This window comes from Citrobacter gillenii, from assembly GCF_013337685.1.
Lineage (GTDB): Bacteria > Pseudomonadota > Gammaproteobacteria > Enterobacterales > Enterobacteriaceae > Citrobacter > Citrobacter gillenii.
In genome coordinates this window covers 554,838-580,363 of the sequence record NZ_SUQN01000001.1, presented here as the reverse complement: position 1 = coordinate 580,363, position 25,526 = coordinate 554,838, and the positions used below count along the sequence as shown (strand labels likewise).

21 protein-coding genes and 1 pseudogene are annotated in these 25,526 nt (G+C 50.1%); 12 read left to right on the top strand and 10 right to left on the bottom strand.

The genetic code is table 11. The features are described 5' to 3' along the window. Nucleotides 1-20: 20 nt before the first annotated feature. From FCH32_RS02710 to trhP, 3 genes are all read left to right on the top strand, one after another. Nucleotides 21-2,129, top strand: coding sequence for a DUF4034 domain-containing protein (locus FCH32_RS02710; RefSeq protein WP_153879922.1), 2,109 nt, complete (start codon nucleotides 21-23; stop codon nucleotides 2,127-2,129). Further along, entirely contained in the window at nucleotides 2,129-2,842 is a 714-nt protein-coding gene (locus FCH32_RS02705; protein WP_174360446.1) for a tetratricopeptide repeat protein, read from the top strand. Before FCH32_RS02710 ends, FCH32_RS02705 begins: the two co-directional genes overlap by 1 nt. 120 nt (nucleotides 2,843-2,962) lie before the next feature. Then, the gene (trhP, locus tag FCH32_RS02700; RefSeq protein ID WP_115258081.1) at nucleotides 2,963-4,324 is read left to right on the top strand and encodes a prephenate-dependent tRNA uridine(34) hydroxylase TrhP; all 1,362 of its coding nucleotides are present in this window, start codon (nucleotides 2,963-2,965) and stop codon (nucleotides 4,322-4,324) included. A 246-nt stretch (nucleotides 4,325-4,570) separates the two neighbouring features. Here the strand turns inward: trhP and clpA are convergent, their stop codons facing one another. Both clpA and clpS read right to left on the bottom strand, forming a co-directional pair. Then, on the bottom strand, nucleotides 4,571-6,847 hold the full coding sequence (gene clpA / locus FCH32_RS02695) for an ATP-dependent Clp protease ATP-binding subunit ClpA (RefSeq protein ID WP_153879920.1): 2,277 nt from the start codon (nucleotides 6,845-6,847) through the stop codon (nucleotides 4,571-4,573). Between the two features lie 29 nt (nucleotides 6,848-6,876). Next, nucleotides 6,877-7,197, bottom strand: coding sequence for an ATP-dependent Clp protease adapter ClpS (clpS, locus tag FCH32_RS02690; protein WP_003036810.1), 321 nt, complete (start codon nucleotides 7,195-7,197; stop codon nucleotides 6,877-6,879). 322 nt (nucleotides 7,198-7,519) lie between these two features. Here clpS and cspD point away from each other — a divergent pair, with 322 nt between their 5' ends. Beyond that, on the top strand, nucleotides 7,520-7,744 hold the full coding sequence (gene cspD / locus FCH32_RS02685; protein WP_174360445.1) for a cold shock-like protein CspD: 225 nt from the start codon (nucleotides 7,520-7,522) through the stop codon (nucleotides 7,742-7,744). Nucleotides 7,745-7,828: 84 nt separating this feature from the next. Here cspD and macB read toward each other — a convergent pair whose 3' ends face one another. Continuing rightward, nucleotides 7,829-9,775 carry a macrolide ABC transporter ATP-binding protein/permease MacB gene (gene macB, locus FCH32_RS02680; RefSeq protein ID WP_117343262.1) on the bottom strand — a complete coding sequence of 649 codons (1,947 nt, stop codon included), beginning with the start codon at nucleotides 9,773-9,775 and terminating at the stop codon, nucleotides 7,829-7,831. Further along, the gene (macA, locus tag FCH32_RS02675; RefSeq protein WP_115258079.1) at nucleotides 9,772-10,887 is read right to left on the bottom strand and encodes a macrolide transporter subunit MacA; all 1,116 of its coding nucleotides are present in this window, start codon (nucleotides 10,885-10,887) and stop codon (nucleotides 9,772-9,774) included. The genes macB and macA overlap by 4 nt, the downstream gene beginning before the upstream one ends. Before the next feature lie 169 nt (nucleotides 10,888-11,056). Here macA and FCH32_RS02670 point away from each other — a divergent pair, with 169 nt between their 5' ends. Then, complete coding sequence (locus FCH32_RS02670; RefSeq protein WP_174360444.1) at nucleotides 11,057-12,004, top strand: VirK/YbjX family protein; 948 nt, start codon at nucleotides 11,057-11,059, stop codon at nucleotides 12,002-12,004. On the opposite strand, the gene FCH32_RS02665 is transcribed toward FCH32_RS02670, so the two are convergent. Beyond that, nucleotides 12,001-13,659: an ATP-dependent endonuclease gene (locus FCH32_RS02665; protein WP_096756559.1), complete on the bottom strand. Its 1,659-nt coding sequence runs from the start codon at nucleotides 13,657-13,659 to the stop codon at nucleotides 12,001-12,003. The two genes, FCH32_RS02670 and FCH32_RS02665, sit on opposite strands and share 4 nt — an antisense overlap. Nucleotides 13,660-14,029: 370 nt before the next feature. Here FCH32_RS02665 and aqpZ point away from each other — a divergent pair, with 370 nt between their 5' ends. The 4 genes from aqpZ (at nucleotide 14,030) to hcr (ending at nucleotide 18,681) form a co-directional block, all read left to right on the top strand. After that, a complete protein-coding gene (gene aqpZ, locus FCH32_RS02660; RefSeq protein WP_168246947.1) occupies nucleotides 14,030-14,725 on the top strand; it encodes an aquaporin Z in 696 nt (231 codons plus the stop codon). 269 nt (nucleotides 14,726-14,994) lie between these two features. After that, nucleotides 14,995-15,894, top strand: a complete 900-nt coding sequence (locus FCH32_RS02655; RefSeq protein ID WP_174360443.1) for a LysO family transporter — start codon at nucleotides 14,995-14,997, stop codon at nucleotides 15,892-15,894. Nucleotides 15,895-16,048: 154 nt separating this feature from the next. Further along, entirely contained in the window at nucleotides 16,049-17,701 is a 1,653-nt protein-coding gene (hcp, locus tag FCH32_RS02650) for a hydroxylamine reductase (RefSeq protein ID WP_096756556.1), read from the top strand. 11 nt (nucleotides 17,702-17,712) lie between these two features. Then, on the top strand, nucleotides 17,713-18,681 hold the full coding sequence (hcr, locus tag FCH32_RS02645) for an NADH oxidoreductase (protein WP_096756555.1): 969 nt from the start codon (nucleotides 17,713-17,715) through the stop codon (nucleotides 18,679-18,681). A 240-nt stretch (nucleotides 18,682-18,921) separates the two neighbouring features. On the opposite strand, the gene FCH32_RS02640 is transcribed toward hcr, so the two are convergent. Both FCH32_RS02640 and FCH32_RS02635 read right to left on the bottom strand, forming a co-directional pair. Next, nucleotides 18,922-19,428: a YrhA family protein gene (locus tag FCH32_RS02640; RefSeq protein WP_174360442.1), complete on the bottom strand. Its 507-nt coding sequence runs from the start codon at nucleotides 19,426-19,428 to the stop codon at nucleotides 18,922-18,924. A 7-nt stretch (nucleotides 19,429-19,435) separates the two neighbouring features. Next, a pseudogene (locus FCH32_RS02635) lies at nucleotides 19,436-20,583 on the bottom strand (DUF8093 domain-containing protein). A 358-nt stretch (nucleotides 20,584-20,941) separates the two neighbouring features. Here FCH32_RS02635 and FCH32_RS02630 point away from each other — a divergent pair. Then, nucleotides 20,942-21,691, top strand: a complete 750-nt coding sequence (locus FCH32_RS02630; RefSeq protein ID WP_174360441.1) for a HipA family kinase — start codon at nucleotides 20,942-20,944, stop codon at nucleotides 21,689-21,691. A 217-nt stretch (nucleotides 21,692-21,908) separates the two neighbouring features. Beyond that, a complete protein-coding gene (locus FCH32_RS02625; protein WP_174360440.1) occupies nucleotides 21,909-22,925 on the top strand; it encodes a hypothetical protein in 1,017 nt (338 codons plus the stop codon). A gap of 97 nt (nucleotides 22,926-23,022) precedes the next feature. Here the strand turns inward: FCH32_RS02625 and FCH32_RS02620 are convergent, their stop codons facing one another. The 3 genes from FCH32_RS02620 to FCH32_RS02610 all read right to left on the bottom strand — a co-directional run bounded on the left by FCH32_RS02620 (nucleotide 23,023) and on the right by FCH32_RS02610 (nucleotide 24,907). Continuing rightward, complete coding sequence (locus FCH32_RS02620; RefSeq protein ID WP_115258074.1) at nucleotides 23,023-23,463, bottom strand: GNAT family N-acetyltransferase; 441 nt, start codon at nucleotides 23,461-23,463, stop codon at nucleotides 23,023-23,025. 130 nt (nucleotides 23,464-23,593) lie between these two features. Then, a complete protein-coding gene (locus FCH32_RS02615) occupies nucleotides 23,594-24,298 on the bottom strand; it encodes a class I SAM-dependent methyltransferase (protein WP_174360439.1) in 705 nt (234 codons plus the stop codon). A gap of 156 nt (nucleotides 24,299-24,454) precedes the next feature. Then, a complete protein-coding gene (locus FCH32_RS02610) occupies nucleotides 24,455-24,907 on the bottom strand; it encodes an NUDIX hydrolase (RefSeq protein ID WP_135911762.1) in 453 nt (150 codons plus the stop codon). Between the two features lie 259 nt (nucleotides 24,908-25,166). Here FCH32_RS02610 and FCH32_RS02605 point away from each other — a divergent pair, with 259 nt between their 5' ends. Then, nucleotides 25,167-25,388, top strand: coding sequence for a hypothetical protein (locus FCH32_RS02605; protein WP_174360438.1), 222 nt, complete (start codon nucleotides 25,167-25,169; stop codon nucleotides 25,386-25,388). Nucleotides 25,389-25,526 lie beyond the last annotated feature (138 nt).

The following is a 25,526-nucleotide window of genomic DNA, read 5'->3' as shown; positions in this document are numbered from 1 at the left end:
CGTAGCCAAAAGGACTGTCCATGGTTCAGGATGAACGCATACTCAACGCAATGCGTGAGATGTGCAATAGCAAACTGCCGCATACTGACGAGCAACGCGTCTGGCATATCGCCAATATTCCCGTACTGCTGCGCGAAGCGCGCTACGATGAGCTAGACGCCCGCTTCAACCAGGCGCTGACGGACAGCTTCACCAGCCGTGAAGCTGAAAAGCGTTACTTCCTCGCCTGGACCCAAATGTGCAACCGTTTTTATGATATGGATGCTCTCGTCGATGCAGGTCCGCAAGGATTAGCTCTCATCAAAGCCTGGCAGCACGCCCGCCCGCGCTCGACTCACGCCTGGCTTGCCGAAGCCCAGTACTGGAACCACCGCGCGTGGCTTTACCGTAGCTATGGTTGGGCAGAGGAGACGTCTGCCGCAATGTGGGTTTGCGCCGGGGCCTGCAACGAGCGAATGGTCATTGCCGCATTGAATGCTATCGATTGCGAGCCACGCCAGTGGATGGTTGCCTTATTAACCAGCACCAACACAAAAGTCTTCGGTCAACCCGACTGGTTAGTTGAATTTCTTGAGGGTACCGATTTCACCGGGCAACCGCTGATGCAGGTGTTAGCCAAATATCATCAGGATTCGCCGCAGGAAATGGAAACGCTGATGGCCTTTTCCGGGCTTTCTCTGGAAGATGCAGCGTGCCCAAATCTACCGCGTCCAGCGGTACTGCCGGATTGCAAGGGCGATGCCGAGGCTGAATACTGGCTCTCTGTGTGTCTGGCTATTTTTCCGCGCGCATTTTACGCGCTGGATGAATACATTCCATTTCAGATGCCACGCTGGGGTGGGTCACACGAGGGCATTCGTGAATTTCTGGCCTCACCAACCTGCGGCCATCTTTGTGCCGCCGAGCGCGAGCATCTGGAATTATTAATCTGGTGGGACACCTGTCGCGATTTGCGTATTAAGGAACTCGAGTACCCACCGGAACGGGAAACGTTTATCGCCAAAGCCGAAGATATTGCCCAGCGGGCGCATAGCCAAAGTTCTCGTCATCATGCGCTGGAGTGGCTGTTAACCTGCTATAACGATCTGAGCGATCTCGACGCCCTGTGGTATACCATTCAACGTGCGGTCGCGGAAAACCTCAAGCTGAGTCATTACTACACTGTGTACGCGCTAAAATTTGCGCTACGCGACTTCCCGGACACCTGGTGGATTTATAATTTCTTGCACCAGAACGCCAGGCAAACCGAGTTTTACGCCGCCAGAATCTACAGCGGTTATTTCCAGTACGCGGGATTATTCGGGTTTGAAAAAGATGAAGCACAGGGCATTGCCGTACTCGATAGCGTAGCTGCACTGGAATATAACAATAACTGGCAGTCAGCCATCAAAGATATTGACTGGCTCGATCTCCCGCAGCATTTTGCCTTACTGGCAGAGCTGGGTGCTCAGAGAAACCTGCCCTGCGCCTACTACTTGCAGGCCCTCGAATACAATAACCCAGACAACAATAGCCTGCTTCCTTATGATCCCGTTACCGCGCTAAATTATTTTCAGCGTGCAGCGGAGATTTTGCACCAACAGGTCGCGCTGCAAGAGAAGACCCCCTATCGACTGGTCGTTAACGCCGGATACCACGCGTATCAACATGATCTGCAGGATATTCACAGCAAAATTGCCGATTGCTACGAACGTTTAGCCCGGCAAGAAACCCATGCTGGCATGCGTTCCGTTTACGAAAAAAACCTGCTTGATAATTTACATCAGGCCGATCGGTTCGGTTCGAAACAAGCCTGGAGCGTCTTCCTGCTGAAACTTCGCGAGGTAAATGATTTTACCCTGGCGCATTCCTATCTGAACATCCTGGAGGAAGAAGGCTACAACGGTACGGCGGAAGCCATGGTGACGCTGTCGTGGCTGTATGGTAATAAACACGACAAGAAACTGTTCAACATGAAAGCCAGTGCGCGCTGGGCCTATTTCTTTATTACACTTTTCCCGGATCACGCGTTATTTACTGAATTATCTCCGCTACATTTCGATACCCTCGCGAAACGCTGTCGCTTTGCCTGGCATACCTCGAAAATTGCTGATTCAGAACTGCCGAATAAAGATATATGGAACAGATAATGCGCTTAATATTACTCTCCTTCTGCCCTCTGTTGCTGCTTTGCACGCCTGCCAGAGCAGAAATCACCGAGCAGCAGTTGCAAGCCGACTGCGCGAAAGTCCCTACCTACGCCAGCCAGGGTGAGCAGTTCTATAAAGCCAGGAACTATGCCAAAGCGCGTGAAGCCTTTGAAAAACAGGTGACCTGGAGCGAAGGTTGTCAGCTTGATGATAAAACCGTGGCGACGGCATATAACAACGTAGCGCTAACCTGGATGCGTCAGGGTGAATGGCGCAAAGCGCAAGCCTGGCTGACCATTAATCCCAACGATGCCAAATCAATCTACAACCTGGGGCTTATCAAAGAGAAGTTAGCCGCATTGCCTAAAAGCGGCTCCCCTGCCGGGGAATACTGGAACTACGCGGGTCTGGCAACCTGGGAAACGCTGATTGTTAAACCTACAGAGAAAAAATCAGACTTTCAGGTTGATTTCCAAGGGTATTATTTCGGCATGATGGCCCTCTATTACGGACCAAACATCGGTGAATTCTCAGAACTGGTCACGCTGAAAAACAATAAAGGCGTGATTGCACTCAGAGAGAGTGACTACATCCACTGCGATATCTCGCTGACGGTCACACCTGAAGGCATCGACGCCAGTACCGACGATCCGCAAAACTGCGGCTTCGGTATGTACGTGCGCGCCGACGGGCACTATCTGCGGGTTGATTGAACCCGCAAGGTTTACTGTCTCCTCGCGCAGCGCTACAATGCCCGCCCTTAATATGGGGGCACTCCCCTAACCGCCTCACCGAGTGAGGCGAGTCTGACCTGTCATCAGAACGAGAAAATTATGTTTAAACCGGAACTCCTTTCCCCGGCGGGAACGCTGAAGAACATGCGTTACGCTTTTGCCTATGGCGCAGATGCCGTCTACGCGGGCCAACCACGTTACTCCCTGCGCGTACGCAACAACGAATTCAACCACGAAAACTTACAGCTCGGCATCAATGAAGCCCATGAACTGGGTAAAAAATTCTATGTAGTGGTCAATATTGCGCCACACAACGCCAAGTTGAAAACCTTCATTCGTGACCTGAAGCCGGTGGTGGAAATGGGGCCGGATGCATTAATCATGTCCGATCCAGGTCTGATTATGTTGGTGCGTGAAAACTTCCCGGACATGGATATTCACCTGTCAGTACAGGCGAACGCCGTAAACTGGGCGACGGTAAAATTCTGGAAACAGATGGGGCTGACCCGCGTGATCCTGTCCCGCGAACTGTCGCTGGAAGAAATCGAAGAGATCCGCACCCAGGTGCCGGATATGGAGCTTGAAATCTTCGTTCACGGCGCACTGTGCATGGCCTACTCCGGCCGCTGCCTGCTCTCCGGTTACATCAACAAGCGTGACCCAAACCAGGGAACCTGCACCAATGCCTGTCGCTGGGAATACAACGTGCAGGAAGGCAAAGAAGATGTGGTGGGTAACATCGTGCACAAGTACGAGCCTATCCCGGTACAAAACGTTGAGCCGACGCTGGGTATTGGCGCGCCAACGGACAAAGTGTTTATGCTCGAAGAAGCCCAGCGTCCGGGCGAGTACATGACCGCGTTCGAAGACGAACACGGCACCTACATCATGAACTCCAAAGATTTACGCGCCATTGCCCACGTTGAGCGTCTGACCCAAATGGGTGTGCACTCGCTGAAAATCGAAGGTCGCACCAAGTCTTATTACTACTGCGCACGTACCGCGCAGGTGTATCGTAAAGCAATTGACGATGCCGCAGCCGGTAAACCGTTCGACCCGCAGCTGCTGGAAACGCTGGAAGGCCTGGCGCATCGCGGTTATACAGAAGGTTTCCTGCGTCGCCATACGCATGACGACTATCAGAACTACGAGTACGGTTTCTCCGTTTCCGAACGCCAGCAGTTTGTCGGTGAATTCACCGGTGAGCGTAAAGGTGAACTGGCTGCGGTTATCGTGAAAAATAAATTCACCGTCGGTGACAGCCTGGAGCTGATGACCCCGCAGGGCAACGTCAATTTCACGCTCGAGCAGATGGAAAATGCCAAAGGCGAAGCGATGCCTGTGGCGCCGGGCGACGGTTACACCGTCTGGATGCCGGTCCCGGAAGATATCGATCTGAATTATGCATTGTTAATGCGTAATTTTGCCGGTGAGTCCACGCGCAACCCGCATGATAAGTAGTTAGTTACGGTTATTTTTCAGCGTTCGGAAGATTCTTAGAAATCGATCACATACCGCTTCGTTCAATAAGGGTATTATCCGTTTCGCTGAAAAACATAACCCATAAATGCTAGCTGTACCAGGAACCACCTCCTTAGCCTGCGTAATCTCCCTTACGCAGGCTTATTTTTTGTCTGTAATCTACCGTTCCGAAAACCAGGCGAAAAAAAACCGGGCATTACGCCCGGTCTGTGAAGCGATAGAAGATTAATGTGCGGCTTCTGGCTTGTGCTTTTGTGCACTCTGGAAGCCATAGGTCAGCTCATTTTTCTCTTTATCCAGCGCTACGGTCACCTGTCCGCCGTCAATCAGCGAACCGAACAACAGTTCGTTGGCCAGTGGTTTCTTCAGGTTATCCTGGACTACACGCGTCATCGGACGTGCGCCCATTGCACGGTCATAGCCTTTCTCTGCCAGCCAGTCACGCGCTTCCTGACTCACTTCCAGAGAGACGCCTTTCTGATCCAGCTGCACCTGAAGCTCAACAATAAATTTATCGACCACCTGATGGATTACCTCGGTAGAGAGGTGATCGAACCAGATAATGTTGTCGAGACGGTTACGGAACTCCGGCGTAAATACTTTTTTGATTTCCCCCATCGCATCAGTGCTGTTGTCCTGATGAATAAGGCCAATCGATTTACGTTCGGTTTCACGCACCCCGGCGTTGGTGGTCATCACCAGCACCACGTTGCGGAAATCCGCTTTGCGCCCGTTATTGTCGGTCAGCGTACCGTTGTCCATCACCTGCAGCAGCAGGTTGAAGACATCCGGGTGCGCTTTCTCAATTTCATCCAGCAGCAGCACCGCGTGCGGATGCTTAATGACCGCATCGGTCAGCAAACCACCCTGGTCATAGCCGACATATCCCGGAGGCGCACCAATCAGACGGCTGACGGTGTGGCGTTCCATATACTCAGACATATCAAAACGCAGCAGTTCAATGCCCAGCGCTTTGGACAACTGCACCGTCACTTCGGTTTTCCCGACACCAGTCGGACCGGCAAACAGGAACGATCCCACAGGTTTGTGCTCGTGGCCCAGGCCAGCACGGCTCATCTTGATGGCTTCGGTCAGCGCCTCAATGGCTTTATCCTGTCCGAATACCAGCATTTTCAGACGGTTACCCAGATTCTTCAGCGTATCGCGATCGCTTTGCGACACGCTCTTCTCCGGGATCCGCGCTATGCGGGCTACCACGGACTCGATATCCGCCACGTTGACGGTTTTCTTACGCTTACTGATCGGCATCAGACGCGCACGCGCGCCCGCTTCATCGATCACGTCAATCGCTTTATCCGGCAGGTGACGATCGTTGATGTATTTCACCGCCAGTTCCACCGCCGCACGTACCGCTTTGGCGGTGTAGCGAACGTCATGGTGCGCTTCGTATTTCGGTTTCAGCCCGTTGATGATCTGCACGGTCTCTTCCACCGACGGTTCCGTAATATCAATTTTCTGGAAGCGACGCGCTAACGCACGGTCTTTCTCGAAAATGTTACTGAACTCCTGGTAAGTGGTTGAGCCAATCACGCGGATCTTACCGCTTGAGAGCAGCGGTTTGATCAGGTTTGCCGCATCCACCTGGCCGCCCGATGCCGCACCCGCACCGATAATGGTGTGGATCTCATCGATAAACAGAATGCTGTTGGTATCCTGTTCCAGCTGTTTCAGCAGCGCTTTAAAGCGTTTTTCGAAATCCCCGCGGTATTTGGTGCCCGCCAGCAGCGAACCAATATCCAGGGAGTAAAGCGTGCAGTCGGCCATCACTTCCGGCACATCGCCCTGGACAATACGCCAGGCCAGACCTTCGGCAATCGCGGTTTTACCGACGCCAGACTCACCGACCAGCAGCGGGTTGTTTTTACGACGACGGCACAGTACCTGAATAGCCCGCTCCAGCTCTTTTTCGCGGCCAATGAGCGGGTCAATCCCACCCACGCGAGCGAGCTGGTTAAGGTTAGTGGTGAAGTTCTCCATACGATCCTCCCCGCCAGCTTGCTCTTCGTTATTTGGCTGATTACCGGAGTCAGCAGACTGACTCGGTTCGTCTTTGCGCGTGCCATGAGAAATAAAATTCACCACGTCCAGTCGGCTAACTTCATGCTTGCGCAGCAGATAGGCCGCCTGGGATTCCTGCTCGCTGAAGATGGCAACCAGTACATTGGCGCCCGTCACTTCATTACGCCCCGAGGACTGAACATGGAAGACCGCGCGTTGCAGCACACGCTGAAAACTCAACGTCGGCTGCGTGTCGCGCTCTTCTTCGCTCTCAGGCAATACGGGAGTGGTTTGTTCAATGAAGGCTTCGAGTTCCTGACGGAGCGCCACCAGGTCCACAGAACACGCTTCCAGCGCTTCGCGGGCCGATGGGTTACTGAGCAACGCCAGTAACAAGTGCTCGACGGTCATAAACTCATGTCGGTGCTCGCGCGCTCTGGCGAAAGCCATGTTTAAACTGAGTTCCAGTTCTTGATTGAGCATAGGCACCTCCCCCAATGTTTATGCCTGATTCAGGCTTTTTCCAGCGTACATAGCAACGGATGCTCGTTCTCCCTCGCATATTTGTTCACCATCGCCACTTTGGTCTCAGCCACTTCGGCAGTAAATACGCCGCAAATAGCCTTACCTTGATAGTGAACAGCAAGCATCAGTTGCGTTGCACGTTCTACATCATAAGAAAAGAATTTTTGTAACACGTCAATAACAAACTCCATCGGAGTGTAATCATCATTGACTAATATCACTTTATACATAGATGGCGGTTTTAGCGCGTCGCGCAATTTATCTTCCGCCAGCAGATCGAAATCCAGCCAGTCGTTCGTCTTACCCATTGTCAGTCGTCATCTTCAGTTACGGTTACCGGCAGAATAACTTGCCGCTGACAAGAGCCTATGCGCACAATCAATCTACCTCAATTATTAGATAACTATCATCTATCAGTGTCATCCGCGACATCTGTCACATATCCGACAATAGCGTTAACTGCTTCAAATTTTGATGCATTTTTACCCGATTCCGCCCGTCTGGCGCTTGACGCCCCGCCTGATTTCTCTAAATTGTAGTCTCGAGAGTTGGCGAGGTTTTGAACAGCCCCCACTCCGCCACCGGTTCATTCCATCTTACTTATATAAGATTTACGAAGGATGTCGAAGTATGGAAACGGGTACTGTTAAGTGGTTCAACAATGCCAAAGGGTTCGGTTTCATCTGCCCTGAAGGCGGCGGCGAAGATATCTTCGCTCATTACTCCACCATTCAGATGGATGGTTACAGAACGCTAAAAGCCGGACAATCTGTCCAGTTTGATGTCCACCAGGGTCCAAAAGGCAATCACGCCAGTCTTATTGTGCCCGTACTTGAAGCAGAAGCTGCCGCATAGCTCTTCTGTCTCATTGTGTACATCCTGCAGACAAAATGCCAGCCCCCAGAGCTGGCATTTTTATTTCTTTTTCAATACAACACGTTATTCCCGCGCCAGGGCATCCACCGGGTCCAGCCTTGCCGCGTTGCGCGCCGGGAGCCAGCCGAACAAAATTCCGGTCGCCGTTGAACACAGGAAAGCCGTCAACAGGGCGAAAGGTGAGAATCCGATTTCCCAACCGGGCAGGAAAAGCTGTAGCGTGAAAGCAATCAGCATCGATAAACTGATACCGAGCGCCCCACCAACGAGACACACCAGCACCGCTTCAATCAAAAACTGCTGCAGTACATCACTGGCGCGCGCGCCAACCGCCATACGAATGCCAATCTCACGCGTTCGTTCGGTGACGGAAACCAGCATAATATTCATCACACCGATCCCGCCCACCACCAGCGAAATGACCGCCACCAGCGTCAGGAACAGTTGTAAGGTGCGCGTGGTTTTTTCAGCGGTTTTCAGAACGCCATCCATATTCCAGGTGAAGAAATCTTTTTTACCATGCCGCAACGACAGCAGTCGGGTAAGCTGTTGCTCCGCCTGAGTGCTGTCAAAACCTTCCTTCACGCGAACGGTAATAGAGTTCAGCCACGATTGCCCCATAATGCGCCCGGACATGGTGCTGTAAGGCAGCCAGACCCGCAGAATTTTGCTGCTGCCAAACATCGACTGCTTCTCTTCCGCCACACCAATCACGGTGGCCGGCATATTGCCGACCAGCACGACCTCTCCCACCACCTTCGCTTTATTCGGGAACAACTGGCGTCGGGTGTTACTGTCCAGCACCACCACCTGCGCCCGACCATTTAACTGCTCGGTGTTAAAGGTGTTTCCCTCGCTGAACGTCATACCATAGACATTGAAGTAATCGCCGCTCACGCCATTAGCGCTGGCTGCCACGTCGATGTTGCCATAACGCAGCCGTAGGTTCTTCGACACGGCAGGCGTCACGGAACTGACCCACGGTTGCTTCTGAATCGCCGTCAGATCGTCATACTTCAGCGCTTGCTGATATTGCGGGTCATCGTCACCAAAATCTTTGCCGGGATAGATATCAATAGTATTTGTGCCGATAGCGCGAATATCGGCCAGTACCAGCTGTTTTGCTGCATCGCCGACCACCACAATCGACACGACCGACGCGATACCAATAATGATGCCCAGCATAGTGAGCAACGTACGCATCTTGTTGGCAGCCATGGCCAGCCAGGCCATGGTCAGCGCCTCGCGAAAACCACTGACAAACTGACTCCAGCCGGATGCCGTCGTTACCGTAGGTTCGGTTATGCCGTGTCCGCTGGCTGTTTTGTGCGACGGTGGATTGCGCACAATTTCACCGTCACGAATTTCAATCACCCGTTCAGCCTGCGCCGCAACCTGCGGGTCGTGGGTGACAATAATCACCGTATGCCCGCGATCGCGCAGCTGATGCAGAATGGCCATCACCTCTTCGCCGGAATGGCTGTCCAGCGCACCGGTAGGTTCGTCTGCGAGAATGACCTGTCCGCCGTTCATCAGCGCACGCGCAATACTGACGCGCTGCTGCTGGCCACCGGAAAGCTGGGAAGGTTGGTAATCCACACGATCGCCCAACCCCAGGCGCTGCAGTAACGCGTGTGCCCGCGCCAGACGCTGCTTGCGTTCGGTTCCGGCATAGACCGCTGGCACCTCCACGTTTTGCGCCGCCGTTAAATGCGAGAGCAAATGATAGCGCTGAAAAATAAAACCGAAATGCTCGCGCCGCAGTTGCGCTAACGCATCACTATCGAGCGTGGAGACGTCACGCCCCGCAACCCGATACGTGCCGCTGGAAGGCTTATCCAGACAGCCGAGGATATTCATCAGCGTCGATTTCCCCGAACCAGACGCCCCGACAATCGCCACCATTTCACCCGCCTGGATGCTCAAAGAGACGTCCTTTAGCACCTCTACCTGCCCTTCGCCTGACGGGTAGCTGCGGCGGATATGGCTCAGCTCAAGCAACGCCGTCATTGTGCCGCTCCGGGTTTCGCCTCGCTGATGATGACTTCATCACCCTCTTCCAGCCCTTTGACGATTTCCACATCGGTATCGTTACGGGCGCCGATAGAAACTTCGCGCTCGCGGGTTTCGCCGTTGCGCAGCAGCCTGACGTTATAGCGGTTGTCGCCAACAGGCTCGCCCAGCGCCGCCAGCGGGATGGTCAGGACGTTTTTGACGTCCGTCAGTTGGATATGTACCTGCGCGGTCATATCCAGGCGCAGGATCCCTTTCGGGTTGGGTACTTCGAAGCGGGCATAGTAGAAAATCGCATCGTTCACTTTCTCAGGCGTCGGCAGCACATCTTTGAGCGTACCTTCGTAGCGCGTCTGCGGATCGCCCAGCACGGTAAACCAGGCTTTTTGCCCTGGATGCAGGTGAATGACATCTGCCTCGGAAACCTGGGCTTTAACCAGCATGGTGCTCATGTCAGCCAGCGTAAGAATGTTAGGTGCCTGCTGGGCGGCGATCACGGTTTGCCCCTGCAGGGTGGTAATTTGCGTCACTTCGCCAGCCATTGGCGCCACAATACGGGTGTAGTCGAGGTTCGTTTTTGCCGTATCAAGAGAAGCCTGATTACGCTTAATTTGTGCATCAATGGTGCCAATTTGCGCCTGTTTGACCGCCATCTGCGTGGCTGCTGTATCGAGATCCTGCTGCGAAACCGCCTGCGTTTTCGCAAGCTGTTGCTGGCGAGAAAGCGTCACCCGCGCCAGTTTCCACTCGGCCTCGGCCTGCATACGTTGGGCACGTAATTCCATCAGCGTGGCTTCGACTTCTTTGATCTGGTTTTGCGCCTGCTCAGGATCAATAACGCCAAGCAGCTGATCTTTTTTAACTTTATCGCCAATCGCCACGGACAGCGTTTTTAACTGCCCGCTCACCTGCGCCCCGACGTCAACTTTACGCAGCGCATCCAGCTTCCCGGTTGCCAATACACTTTGCTGAAGATCGCCGGGTCGCACAATTAATGTTTGATATTGCGGCAATGGCGCATTAAGCGTTCGCCAAAGTGCAATTACCGCCACAATAATGATGACGGCGAAGATAAAATAGCGTTTTTTGATTTTTCCCTTGAGCTTCATAAATGTCCCAATTCCCCCAAAACGTCCACCAGAGTGGAGTGTTAAACGTCAACGATAAATAAATAGCCGTTGAAAAGCGCCAAGAATAACAGAGTTATTGATGAATGGTTAAGATCCGCTGTGCTGAAATTACTACAAATACGTCTCAGGCTTCCATCGGATTTATATTATGAGTCAGCTAACTGAAAGCACTTTTCATTCCAGCAATCCTGTCACCAGCTTTAACCTTTTTTACAGCCTAAGCCGTGGTCAATTACGTCCCGGGCAATGCTGGGATAAACGGAGTTTTCGCCGTAAGTTTATCTGGCGTTCTTTACTAATACCCCACCTCACCAGAGAATGGATGACTGAACTGGCTCAGTGGCCGGATCTTGATAGCCTGCTCACCCGCCAGCCCCGAATCCCAGTTCGTTTGCATCGCCCTTACCTTGCCGCTAACTTCGATCGTAAAATGCGCTTAGATGCCGTGCGTTTTCACTATCATGTTATCCGCCAGACATTTTTACCTGCTGAATTTAAAGCATTGTTAAGTAATAGCGGCTTACGACTGGCACAAATTAAAGGCAAAGACGACGAAATATTTACCGTCACCATGATGATGTTCCCGGTACTGGACAAAGAGGGAGAAAGTACCATTCTGGTACAAAATGGCGCTGGAGATGTTCTGACTAAAATAACCTTTACGTTCTGCGAATATCACGGAAAAAGTACGCTTTTTATTGGTGGCATGCAGGGCAATTCACAATTGCCTCACGAGACAACACAAAAAGCAACGAAGTCCTGTCACGGAATTTTCCCAAAACGGATTGTGATGGAAGCGATTTGTCGTTTAGCCGAACGGTTGAATATAGAAAACGTGATGGCTGTCAGCAATGAACAGCATATCTTTCGCAGCCCACGTTACCATGATAAAAATAAGGTTATTCTCTCCGACTATAATGCGTTTTGGGCGTCGGTTGGCGGTGAATACGACAGCCGCGGGTATTACCATATTCCACGCACGCTGGCACGAAAAAGCGAGTCGGAGATTGCCAGTAAGAAGCGGGCAGAATATCGCCGCCGCTATCAATTACTGGACACTATCCACGAACAACTGTCGCTGATGTTCCGCCACTAATCAGCACGTCCGCGTGCCAGCCACAGCACGCGCGAAAACATTTTACGCAGCAGGGTGGGGACGGCATCAACACCGCGCCGCCCTGCTTCCATCGCCACTTCAATCGCCAGATCCGGTTTTGACGAACGATGAATCGCCTTGGAGATAATTTTACGCATATTCATCGGCACATTTTCCGGAATTTGTGCCACCCGGTGAAAGACGTCTGAGAAGCCCTGGCGATACATAAAGTGCTCCATATCCAGCGCGGGTAGCATTGTCAGGTGATCGCGTTCTTCTTCGCGGTCGTTACTCAGCAGACTGCGTACGGTGGCGGCATATTTTTTCCCGGCTTCATCGCCATCAACCAACACGTGCCACTCTATTCCCATCCGCCGGGCAAATTTCACCAGCGGCTTAAGCCCGGACTGGGCAAATTCAATCACTTTAATCCCTTCGGCATCAAAGTGATGACCGCACTGACGGGCCAGTTCGTTGATCACCCAGGTTTCCGTTTCGCCTTCCACCAGCAGCCAGCAGCGGGCAAATAATGACGATGCGCGATTAAAGCGAATATGAAAGGCAATCCGCCGCCCGTCTTCCGCGCTCAGACCGCCAGGTCCCAGACGCCAGGCGGCGACACGGGAAGATTCACGCACCAGGCGCACCACATGTTCAACGGGGGTAAGCGACAGCAATTCACCGGAGTTGGTGGTCGCCACACGCTGCAGAGGTAACAGATTCAGCAACTGCCAGGCCACTGACAACATGATGGGGTGCAAACGCGTTTCCGGATCTTCGACCAACAGCAAAGGACGGGCGTCTTTGTCCAACCTGAGCGTACCTTTGGCCTGGAGCAGCGTTGAAAACAGCCCCAGCAGGATCACGCGATGCGTACGTCCGCCAGGCTTATCAATCATCCGGTTGATAATATCCAGATAGCGCCAGCTACGCTGCTCATTATTGGAACGCCGACGCATCAGACGATAGCGAGACTGGCCCGCACCTTGTTCAGAAAAGTAGTGTTCCAGCAGTTGTACCATCGCCGACAGCCCCTGGCGGATCTGGCCGTCCGTCAGATTTTGTGGCCGGGTTGCCAGTTCACGCGCCAGGAAATCCAGCTGGCGGGCGGTCACTTCGACTTCTGCAATATTCGGCACCGTGCCGTTGCGGATACGCCGCATAAAACGCGCATCGCGCAGTCGCAACACCGGCATCAGACGCACGAGGTGGCAAGCCAGGTCGTTAATATTGTCGAGCGCGAGCGGACGCCCTTCGCCATCAAGGAAACTGCGCAGCGTCAGGACGCTACCGTCATCCGCACACTCGCCTTCCAGGCGATAGAAAATACGGTGATAGTCATCGTGACAGGGAGACCAGCAGGCCTCCAGCGGACGATAGCGGCGCACCCGATGACGCCCCGGCTGCGATTCACGAAAAGTAAGAATAATATGTAGATGATGTTCCCGGCCCTGGATATCGCCCGGCGGAAACCAGAAGTCTTCACGGTCAAAATGATACAAGTCCGATTCCGGTGACAGCAGCAAGGTCAGAGCATCCAGCAGGCTGGACTTACCCCACGCGTTCTCCCCAATCAGCACGTTGTTCTGCTCCAGCATCAACGACAGCCGATTAATACCACGAAACCCAACAATCTCAACGCGTTCGAGAATCATATAGCCTCCGGAAATGCTAACTTTTTCCTTCAAGTTATCAGGAGTATAGCGTCAAGCTGGCGTGCAGAACACCTGAGATCGCACAGACAGAAATCAGAACAATAAAAAAATAAGAATATTCTTCTTTAAATTCACGCCAGATATTATTACAGGGGACAACCATTTGCTTTTCGCTAATTGAACTATGCTGTATTCACCTCAACACCAAAAAGGATTCACATCATATTGCCTTAAATCAAATTTTTTCATTAATTTAAGTGGCAAAGGGATGATATTTTTTTCTAGAATACACGCTCTTTAATCATCGTCCCTTTTAGCGATGAAATACCGGGCCAGGAAAACGAACCCGGAACTTTTAATTGAGGTGGTTATGTTCAGGAAATTAGCAGCTGAATTCTTCGGTACGTTTTGGCTTGTGTTTGGTGGGTGCGGAAGCGCCGTGCTGGCCGCAGCATTCCCGGAGTTAGGAATTGGTTTTGCCGGTGTCGCACTGGCATTCGGTCTGACAGTATTAACCATGGCATACGCCGTGGGACATATTTCAGGCGGCCATTTTAACCCGGCCGTGACATTAGGCCTGTGGGCGGGCGGTCGCTTCCCGGCAAAAGACGTGATTGGTTATGTTGTTGCGCAAGTTATCGGCGGGATTGTTGCGGCAGCGGTGCTGTATCTGATCGCCAGCGGTAAAGCAGGCTTTGACGCCACGGCCAGCGGTTTTGCATCAAACGGCTATGGCGAACATTCGCCAGGCGGTTATTCCATGCTTTCTGCCATTGTTATTGAAATTGTGCTGACCGCAGGTTTCTTGTTAGTGATCCATGGCGCCACGGATAAACATGCTCCGGCAGGCTTTGCACCGATTGCTATTGGTCTGGCACTGACCCTGATTCACCTGATCAGTATTCCGGTGACTAACACCTCTGTAAACCCGGCGCGTAGCACCGCGGTAGCCCTCTTCCAGGGCGGTTGGGCGTTACAACAGCTGTGGCTGTTCTGGGTTATGCCGATTATCGGCGGAATCATCGGTGGCCTTATTTATCGCACGCTGCTGGAAAAACGTGATTAATCGATAACGAAAAAGACCTGGCATTACGTCAGGTCTTTTCCTCCCCGCTTTATTTCCTTTTATTTGCAACTTTACTCCCCTCTTTGCTTTCAGTAGTGTGTATACCCGTCATACTTCAAGTTGCAGATGTGTTGGCTGCGCTCTTTCCCCCCAGTCACGTACTTATGTACGCTCCCGGGGATTCACTCCCTTGCCGCCTTCCTGCAACTTGAATTATTTAGGCTATAGTGGCGCATTTCGTCTTACTTCTCAGCAAGGACCGGGTTTTCATGTTTTCAGGGCTGTTAATCATTCTGATTCCACTTATTGTGGGCTATCTTATTCCGCTTAGGCACAGAGCGGCATTAAAACTCATCAATCGCCTGTTGAGTTGGATCGTTTACCTTATTCTCTTCTTTATGGGTATCAGTCTGGCGTTTCTGGATAATCTCGCCAGCAATCTGTTATCGATATTGCATTATTCATCGGTCAGCGTGACGGTCATTCTGCTATGTAATATCGCCGCACTGTTGTGGCTCGAGCGTTCACTTCCCTGGCGGCACAACCATCGGCAGGAAAAGCTGCCATCACGCATTGCCATGGCGCTGGAGTCGCTACAACTTTGTGGCGTTGTTGTGCTGGGGTTTTTGCTGGGACTCACCGGGTTCTCATTCTTACAGCACGCCACCGAAGCCAGCGAATATACGCTGATCTTTTTATTGTTCCTGGTCGGTATCCAACTGCGTAACAGCGGCATGACCTTAAAACAGATTGTGCTGAATCGTAGGGGGATGATTGTGGCCGTCGTCGTGGTGGCAAGTTCAATGCTGGCTGGCGTGATTAATGCGCTGATCCTCGGACTGCCGCTGAAAACCGCGCTGGCGATGGCCTCGGGTTTTGGCTGGTATTCCCTGTCCGGCATTCTGTTGACCGAGTCATTCGGTCCCGTCATTGGCAGCGCCGCCTTCTTCAACGATCTGGCTCGTGAGCTGATCGCCATTATGCTGATTCCGGGCTTAGTCGGCCGCAGTCGTTCCACCGCATTAGGACTGTGTGGCGCCACCTCAATGGATTTCACCCTACCCGTTTTACAACGCAGCGGCGGGCTGGAAATGGTACCTGCGGCCATCGTTCACGGCTTTATTCTTAGTCTGCTAGTGCCTTTATTGATGGCCTTTTTCTCCGCCTGATACAGCACAAATACCCCTCTGGCGGTAGTCACCTACCGCCAAAATTGCGCTAAATCAATCTCCCTGCAAGTTGTAGCAGAAATCCCTTTAATCCCTTCGCGCGCAGGCATAATCTTAAACATGTATATTAAATATAACTTTAAAAGGTGTGACCATGTTTTGTGTGCAATGTGAACAAACCATCCGTACTCCGGCAGGGAACGGCTGCTCTTACGCGCAAGGTATGTGCGGTAAAACAGCAGAAACCTCCGATCTGCAGGATCTGCTGATTGCTTCCCTACAAGGTCTGTCTGCATGGGCTGTTAAAGCGCGTGAATACGGTATCATCGATCATGAAGTGGATAACTTTGCCCCGCGCGCATTCTTCTCTACCCTGACCAACGTTAACTTCGACTCCCCACGTATCGTCGGCTATGCCCGTGAAGCCATCGCCATGCGTGACGCCCTGAAAGCGCAGTGTCTGAACATTGATGCCAACGCAACGGTTGAAAACCCAATGGCTGACCTGCAGCTGGTGAGCGACGATTTGGGCGACCTGCAGCGCCAGGCGGCTGAATTTACCCCGAACAAAGACAAAGCGACTATCGGCGAGAACATTCTCGGCCTGCGTCTGCTGTGCCTGTACGGCCTGAAAGGTGCGGCAGCTTACATGGAGCACGCGCACGTTCTGGGTCAGTACGACAACGATATCTACGCGCAGTACCACAAAATCATGGCGTGGCTGGGTACCTGGCCTTCCGATATGAACGCTCTGCTGGAGTGCTCTATGGAAATCGGCCAGATGAACTTCAAAGTGATGAGCATTCTGGATGCCGGTGAAACCACCAAATACGGTCACCCAACCCCAACTCAGGTCAACGTTAAAGCGACCGAAGGTAAATGCATCCTGATTTCAGGTCACGACCTGAAAGATTTATACAATCTGCTGGAGCAGACCGAAGGCACCGGCGTTAACGTCTACACCCACGGTGAAATGCTGCCAGCACACGGCTATCCGGAACTGCGTAAATTCAAACACCTGATCGGTAACTACGGCAGCGGCTGGCAGAATCAGCAGGTTGAGTTCGCCCGCTTCCCTGGCCCAATCGTGATGACCTCTAACTGCATCATCGATCCAACCGTTGGTGCATACGACGACCGCATCTGGACCCGTAGCATCGTCGGTTGGCCGGGTGTGAGCCACCTCGAAGGCGACAACTTTGGTCCGGTTATCGCGCAGGCACAACAAATGGCAGGCTTCCCGTACAGCGAAATCCCACACCTGATCACCGTAGGTTTCGGTCGTCAGACGCTGCTGGGTGCTGCTGATACGCTGATCGACCTGGTGAGCCGCGAAAAACTGCGTCACATCTTCCTGGTCGGCGGTTGCGATGGCGCACGCGGCGAACGTAACTACTTCACCGATTTCGCCACCAGCGTACCGGACGACTGCCTGATCCTGACCCTGGCTTGTGGTAAATACCGTTTCAACAAACTGGATTTCGGTGATATCGAAGGTCTGCCGCGTCTGGTTGATGCCGGTCAGTGTAACGATGCATACTCTGCCATCATCCTGGCGGTGACCCTGGCTGAGAAACTGGGCTGTGGCGTGAACGACCTGCCGCTGTCTCTGGTGCTCTCCTGGTTCGAACAGAAAGCGATTGTTATTCTGCTGACCCTGCTGTCTCTGGGCGTGAAAAATATCGTCACTGGCCCGACTGCACCGGGCTTCTTCACGCCGGACCTGCTGGCTGTGCTCAACGAGAAATTCGGTCTGCGTTCCGTGACCACCGTTGAAGAAGACATGAAGCAGCTGCTGAGCGCGTAAGGAGTTAAGTCATGACAATGCCAACCCATCAGTGCCCGTGGCGGATGCAGGTTCATCACATCCATCAGGAAACGCCGGATGTATGGACGATTTCGTTGCTGTGCCACGATTATTATCCTTATCGTGCCGGGCAGTATGCACTGGTCAGCGTACGTAACTCAGCGGAGACGCTGCGTGCCTACACCATCTCTTCAACGCCAGGCGTTAGCGAGTACATCACGCTGACCGTCCGCCGCATTGACGACGGTGCGGGTTCACAGTGGCTAACCCGTGACGTGAAGCGCGGCGACTATATCTGGCTGTCTGATGCCATGGGTGAGTTTACCTGTGAAGATAAAGCAGAAGACAAGTTCCTGATGCTGGCGGCCGGCTGTGGCGTGACGCCTATCATGTCGATGCGTCGCTGGTTGGCGAAGTACCGTCCGCAGGCCGATGTGCAGGTGATCTTTAACGTTCGTTCGCCGGAAGATGTCATTTTTGCCGACGAATGGCGCGAGTATCCGGTGACGCTGGTCGCTGAAAACAATGCCACCCATGGCTTTGTTTCTGGCCGACTGACCACCGACCTGCTGAAAAGCGTACCGGACTTAACTTCACGTACCGTGATGACTTGCGGCCCTGCTCCGTACATGGATCTGGTCGAAAAAGAAGTGAAAGCGCTCGGCGTAACGCGCTTCTTTAAAGAACAGTTCTTCACGCCGGTAGCGGAAGCCGCCACCAGTGGTCTGAAGTTCACCAAGCTACAACCGGCAAAAGAATTTTATGCGCCGGTAGGCAGCACGCTACTGGAAGCACTGGAAAGCAATAAAGTGCCGGTTGTCGCCGCATGCCGTGCAGGCGTGTGCGGCTGCTGCAAAACCAAAGTGGTTGATGGTAACTACACGGTTTCCAGCACCATGACGCTAACCGATGCGGAAATCGCCGAAGGCTACGTACTGGCCTGCTCCTGCCACCCGCAGGGTGATTTAGTGCTGGCGTAGTTGCTGAGCATCTGAGATTAAAAGGCTGCCTGGTTATGCTGGGCGGCCTTTTTTTTGCTTGTGAGGCACGTATGGTGATTTGCAGGTTGTGTATGTTGGGGTGATTATCTGCTATGTGCTGTGAGTTCAACGGGTCGATGCAACGCTATCCTTAATCGAGGGGGACGTTGCCATGAAACGAAGAACGCGTATTTACTACACGCCAGAACAGAAAGCGAAATAGGTATGCCACTGCAAATATTATTTTACGGTAACGATAAGTGCTGACAGTAGATCACCAAAGGTTCCGTGCTCCTCAATAACGTAATCTGTTGAGGCTTTATCCCTAATTTGGAAATGGTCATCTTTGAGGGCGTACACGAATACGGACATGCCATCCTCACCTATCACCACTTTGTCAGCGAGGTTCGGATCAACATAGATTTCATTGTCGCGCACCTCAATGTTTTGGATGTAGATATTTGACCATACCGGCTCGCCATTCTCCGTCTGTGTCATGCTGTACAGAGTGAGCCCGTTGTACTCCAACCCATCCATGATGTTGAACATATCAGCGTAATCCGTGCGATTTATCACTAAGCGCTGAACATCTGCGTAAACACCGCGTTTCACTTCATCCCACTCCGCTGGCGCAGAATTGCGTATTAAGTCCGTCATGGTGTCAGGCGCGACGGGGCAGGATACCGGGTAGTTATTGGAAACCATCAACGTATTGAAGGTGCCAATCATCTTATTTGTATCGTTCATCGTGTTCTCACTTTCCTACCGGGTAAATTACGCCATTCGGCGAGGGCCATAAAACGTTAGTGCTAGCGTTGTATGGGAGGTCCTTGGTGATTATCGCCTGCGTCTTTGATAGCGCGGAGTGATATGGCGAGTTTTGGATCAGTATCAGATTATCCCAGGCATTTGTACCGCTGTCATCCAGGGGGATCTTGTGGTGAACTTGTCACCCGGACGGTACTTTACCATCAGCGAGACGCAGCAGATTGTTGGAATCAAACGTTGAGACTGCGTCTGGGTGATCGGAAAGCGATCTGAGGAAACTTGAACGTACGGAGCTGTTAAATTCACCACGGAGCACGGTATATTCAGCGCGGTCACGACGAACATAGTTCAGATCCGACACATTTATATCGTCAAGCAGAACGTGGGCCTTTTTGTATTTGCCCAGATAGCTTGTCAATTCCTTTGCCGCCATCGGATTACGAATAACCAGCAGTGACGCCGCAGCTATCATCATCCCAGATGTGGTTCCGTCAAGAACACCGTCGTACCCCTTCACAGCATCGCCACCCAACTGTTCGGCTGTCTGCCGGAATCCCTCAATGTTGCCATTATAGATACCGCCAGCCGCCAAAAGCCTCCCGACTGCTTTACTGTTAATAGTTTTACCCGCTGGGGCGTACTGTATTGGGGCATCGGAATAGTGATGTTTAATGGTTGGAAGTGGCTTTCTTCCCTGATGCTCGTTGAGGGTATATTCGTAGAGTTGACGCACTGCCTGCTGAAAACACTCGCTGTAGGTATCCATAAAGCAGTCGTAAATCAGATTACTGTCATCATCGAAATAGAACGGATTGCGGAAGTGGTCCCATTTTTCTTTGGTGTTAACGCCAACCATCCAGCCGTGCTCCAGATCCCATTTCACCTCATCATAGAGTCCGTCGTATTCGCTAAGACGCTTGCGTTTGTAGGGTTGTGTCGCAAATCGGTGGTATACCCTCTCAGCCGCTTCGGGACGCTGTGAGGCAGAATGCGGTTGCGCTGGTCGTATTTCAGGTAATCCAGTTCGTAAAAAATGCTCGCCATATTCAGCGCATCTCGTGGCGACAGAATGAACTGAATATCACTGGGAGCCAGCTCTCGCTCGGCATCCCACCTCTTGTAAAGCGTGAACATTCCGTTTCTTCCTTATCCCATGTATTTGATGAGGATTCTCTCGTTAAAGCGGCGAAAAATCAAACGGGTTGTTTTTTGTGGTTGAGCTATTTTGGGGTTGCTGGAAGGAACTGTCACCGCCTCTCGAGCGCACTATTGCTGCTCAAACCTCCACGATGTATGTAAGACCTTGCCAACGTCCGCAGCTCAAAGCAGACCTCGCGGCAACGCAGGCGGTCTGCTCCGTGCCAGAAGCGGACATCAAAAATCAACAAAACGCTAATATGCAGGTAATCAGCTAATCGCTAGAAATTGTTTGGACTGCTCTTGGTTATCCAATTATAATTAATGTATCATTTTATGATTATTTGAGATTCCCGTGATAACAATTAATGCCATTAGCGATAAGCTGGAAAAGTCGATAAGTCATTCTCATCCTTTTATAGGTACTGATGAGTTAGGGGCAGAGTGGTTTGTAAAAACATATTTAAACGAATCCGGACATGAATTTAAAGCATTATTTAATGAGTATGTGGCTTTTAAATTAGCCGAAAAAATAGAGTTACCTTGGCCAAAAGGCCATATTGCGCAACTTTCTGAAAATGTAAGAAGTGAACTGAAAACATCAATTTCATGTGTTATTGCATATGAATTCATACATGATATACAAGAGTTACCTGAAAATTATCAATATAGTAACGACCAGTTGAGTGACCTGTATGGGAAATCAATATTTGATAATTGGTTATCGATAGGTGATGTAAAAAATGACACTTGCAAGTTGTTAAATGATAAATTGCTATTTATGGATGCTGGCATTGCCTTTGTAGATAATAATGGTAGTACATGGGGTGAGGATGGTCTTATCTGGAGTCCTAATCAATTATTTACTGAATCATCGCCATATCATCGTGGAAATCTCCATGATTTAGAGGGGTATTCATTGTGGATGAATAGAATACGTGAAATACCAGTTGATTATTATCAATCTATCGTAGATAGCATCCCTCAAGATTGGCATGTTCCAGAAAGTTACAAATCAAAATTTGTCGATATTTTTTCTTCATCTTGTGAAAATTTTATTCCTATGATGACTGACTGTATTGAGTGGGAATTGAATAACCAGTAATAATGGTAAAATGCTACGCGGAACGTCCGCCCAGTGCCAGGAACGGACGCTTTCCGTTCTGGTCTTATTTTCAATTTTCGTCGCTTTGTGAGTTAATGGATTGTGTTGGTAAAAGAAATTAATAAACTGTTCAACACCCAGGACAACATGAGTTTAACAACTCGCCAATCATGCGTAACCTTAACAGATAGCGAGTTAATTTGAAGGAGCCACAGGAATGGAAGAAAAACTCTGCTTTTTATTAAAATCATCTTTACTATATAAAGAATTTACCCGCCTTACAAATAATGACTGCTTAAGACGATTTTTAGCATTTAAAATCATACTAAATTGCATGTCTTTTGAAGATTTAACGGGAAATCGTCAATTTAACGCTATCCGGCCAATCAGAGATGTTTTTCTTGCTCATAAACAAGAAGGTGATTTTTTTAATGCCTTTAATGCAACAAACTTGATAAATAGCAGTTTAATTGAACAAATGATATCCTTTATGAGCGCCCATGCCACTCTGGATAAAAGCACTTTTCCGGAATTAACTAATCACAGGTTACGCAACAACATATTTCAGCTAACAAAAGCAATATTAAAAAAGGTTGAGGAGGATTATTTTTCTGGTTTTAGAGTAAGCAATAATTTTCTCTGCGCGCAGAAAGACCAGATATCTGAAATCTCCTCCGGTCCTATATCCTCTATATTTTACAGATATAATAGCTCAAAGCAGCTTAGTTTTTTATCAAATTATTTTATTTCGAATCTTGTTTATTTTCATGAAATGACCTTTGTTGCTAACAATGCGAAGATTGATTATGTTTTACATGCCGTTAATATGTTCGACTGCATTTTTAAAGATATTCATAATAGCTATTCCATTGATGGACTGCATGAGGTATTGCAAGCTACGGATACAGGAGATGTCTCTGCCTTAGTTAGTTTACGACAAGATTCCAGCTTATTAGCCACATACAGAAATTTGCGGAATATTCGCAATAAACTGGCTGGCCATATGGACAGAAGAAGCAACTTGGAGGATCTTTTAACTTTACTTAACACACTTGATTTTGAAGATGTTTTCGGTTTTGTTAATCGACTTGATAAGGCTGTGTTTGATACCGCAAGAACACATATCTCCATTAGTGTGCATTACATGCATAATCAACCCAGAGCATCAAATATTGATAGCTTAAACGTTATTAAAGTTAATGGTTTTCAAAGTGAACCGTATTTCAATTCGTGAAAATGAAAAGTCTGCTCTTCGCTCACAGCGGACCTTCAGCTCAGTCAGCAATATCCGCTGCGTGCCAGCAGCGGATATTAAAGAAGAGGATCTTTGCTTAAACGCAGCGGGGTTTCTCCAATCTAATATCAGATTCACTAATATTTTCTTTTTTAACCCAGCCCAGTCGCATGTAAAATTTTGCCGCACGACTATTTTTGTCGGTTTCAAGCCAGACTGCCTTATGGTGTTTGAATAATTCCTGCTCTGCGAGGTCAACAAGGCTGCGACCTACACCTCTGCCTTCATATTCAGGGAGAACAAAGACCGCAAAAAGACATCCTTCATCTGGCAAAATCATCGAGAAACCAATCACTTTTCCGTCATCTACGGCAACCCATGCGCAATGACTTTTCTCAATCATATCGGTGACAACGCTCTCGGTAATTCCCATCTGCTCCATTTCTTCTCGACTGAGATGATTTTCTTTAACCGAAGTTCTGACTTCAAAAATACCCTCTATATCAGTGGATAGAGCTAATCTTGTCCTTATATTCATTTGTCTTATTCCATGCTTGAGACAGTTTAGTTTTGATGATCAGGCAGTGATATTCTCTGAGGATATAGAATCCTGAGTAAAATTGCCGCTGATGTCCGCCTCTTGCTCAAAGCGGATCCAAAGTCAGCTTTTAACCACTCGATACTTGTTGCAAATCACCGAGTGATGAATTCACCGAACATACCAGTGTGGCATGATCCCACCACGCATTGTTATTCACTCTTATTGCAAGCACGTTAAATTGTGCTTTCTGTATCTCATCAATTAAAGCCGGGAGTGGTTTCAGAGTACGCCAGGGTTGACCATCTTTCACTAAATGGTGCCTGACCGGATCATAAGAACTAATGTCGGCCGAATAACCGGGGGTTCCGCACATGGAACTGATCACAAAACGACCTCCGGATTTGAGCAATCTCTTCACCTCTGCGAAAAAGAGAACCCGGTCATTATCTATCAGGCAATGCAAACAACTGCCGTCAATAATCAACTCAAACGTTGAGTCCTTACATTGATGTATACAGCAAACATTTCCGACAAAAAATTGTGCGGAGATACCAGCTTGCTGAAAACGCTTTTCTGCCCATCTGATAGCAGTCTCAGAAAAATCCACACCCCACACAGAATACCCTCGTTCAGCAAGGGACTGTGATGCCATAGCTCCGTTACCACACCCCATTTCAAGTACCGGCGCACCTGAGCGGGGTAAATAGTGATGTAAATTGAGCCAATGAAAGATTTTTTCCTGCTGTTTTTTTGCCCTAATATAACCTTCGTCAGCCCAAGCGACAGCTCCGTTTGCTATCAGTTGCCTGTATTGATTTTCATAGGGATTCATATTGAAGACGCCTTTTTTGCAACAATCCGCTTCACGTTTTACGCCATTTGTCGATGAAGTGAAGTTTATGGGCCTGGGTGCCAGTATTATCAGTAGACTTCACGACTCTTCAAGGGCCGCTTCATTCCAGAAGCGAAATCCAAGCCGTTCAGAGGGTTAAGTGCTGGGAAAGCCTTCAAGTATGTTAATTATCAAATCGAGTGGGAAGATGATTTCATTGGTCTGTCTGAGCTCTTCTAAGTTCCACCAGTAGTGATCGCGAATGACTTCTTTTTCGTTGTTACTCCAACCTGATCGGTCAATATCTGATTTATCTGCACTAATAATAAAGAAACGTTCTTCAGCAAGAACGTTTTCACCACTTGGCAGCATCATAGGGAAGGTTCTGGAGGCTATTTGTGGTCCTGTAGTTCTTCTTTTCAGGCCCGTTTCTTCAAATAATTCACGTAACGCCGCCTGCTCAAAAGACTCGTTGTGCTCAAGTCCTCCCCCTGGCGTTGCCCAGTATGTTTTCCCTTCCAGAGCATCATCTTTATGGCAGAACCTGAAGAGCAGAACATGATTTTCAGGTGAAAGGACTATCAATCGAGAGGCTGGGCGAGTACGCATATCTTCCCTCTTAAATAAAATTTAAACTCTTATTTCGGATGTTCATCTAAACATAAATTGCAGTCTGCAAGTACACATTGAGAATACTTTTTCTTGCCACGTCAACTGCGTTTATCGTCTTCTCTTTGCTCAAAGCAGACTGCCATCAATAACTCAATTTTTTGAAAAAATGGTACTCTTCGCAAAAGTATTCTTGAGTTCGACATTTTCCAACATCAACACCGCCCCCTAAAAAATCCAGCCTATCGCTGGGTTCAGATTGCTGACAAAAGTATCTTCGGGTAGCCCGGCCGAACAAAGTGACGCCGGGAACGTCCCAGGAGTCGGTACTGATGCTCCTCGTCCGGGCTACTCGGGGATGCCCCCTGATACCGCCCCTTCCTTTATCCCACTGCTTTCACCGCCAACTTCGGTATCAAACCCGGGCTCCGGCCACCCCTTGCCGCTCAAATTCAGCGCAGGCGTGCTGGTACGCGGTTAGGTACATAACCTATGGCGTAAAGGCTTTTATTTTTAACAGGTTACTGAGAAATTGGTGAATCTGTGTGGGGATCGTAGTCGCAAAAAGGTGAGCATAAACATTTCACCCCTCAATTTTTCAACCACAATTAACATTCAC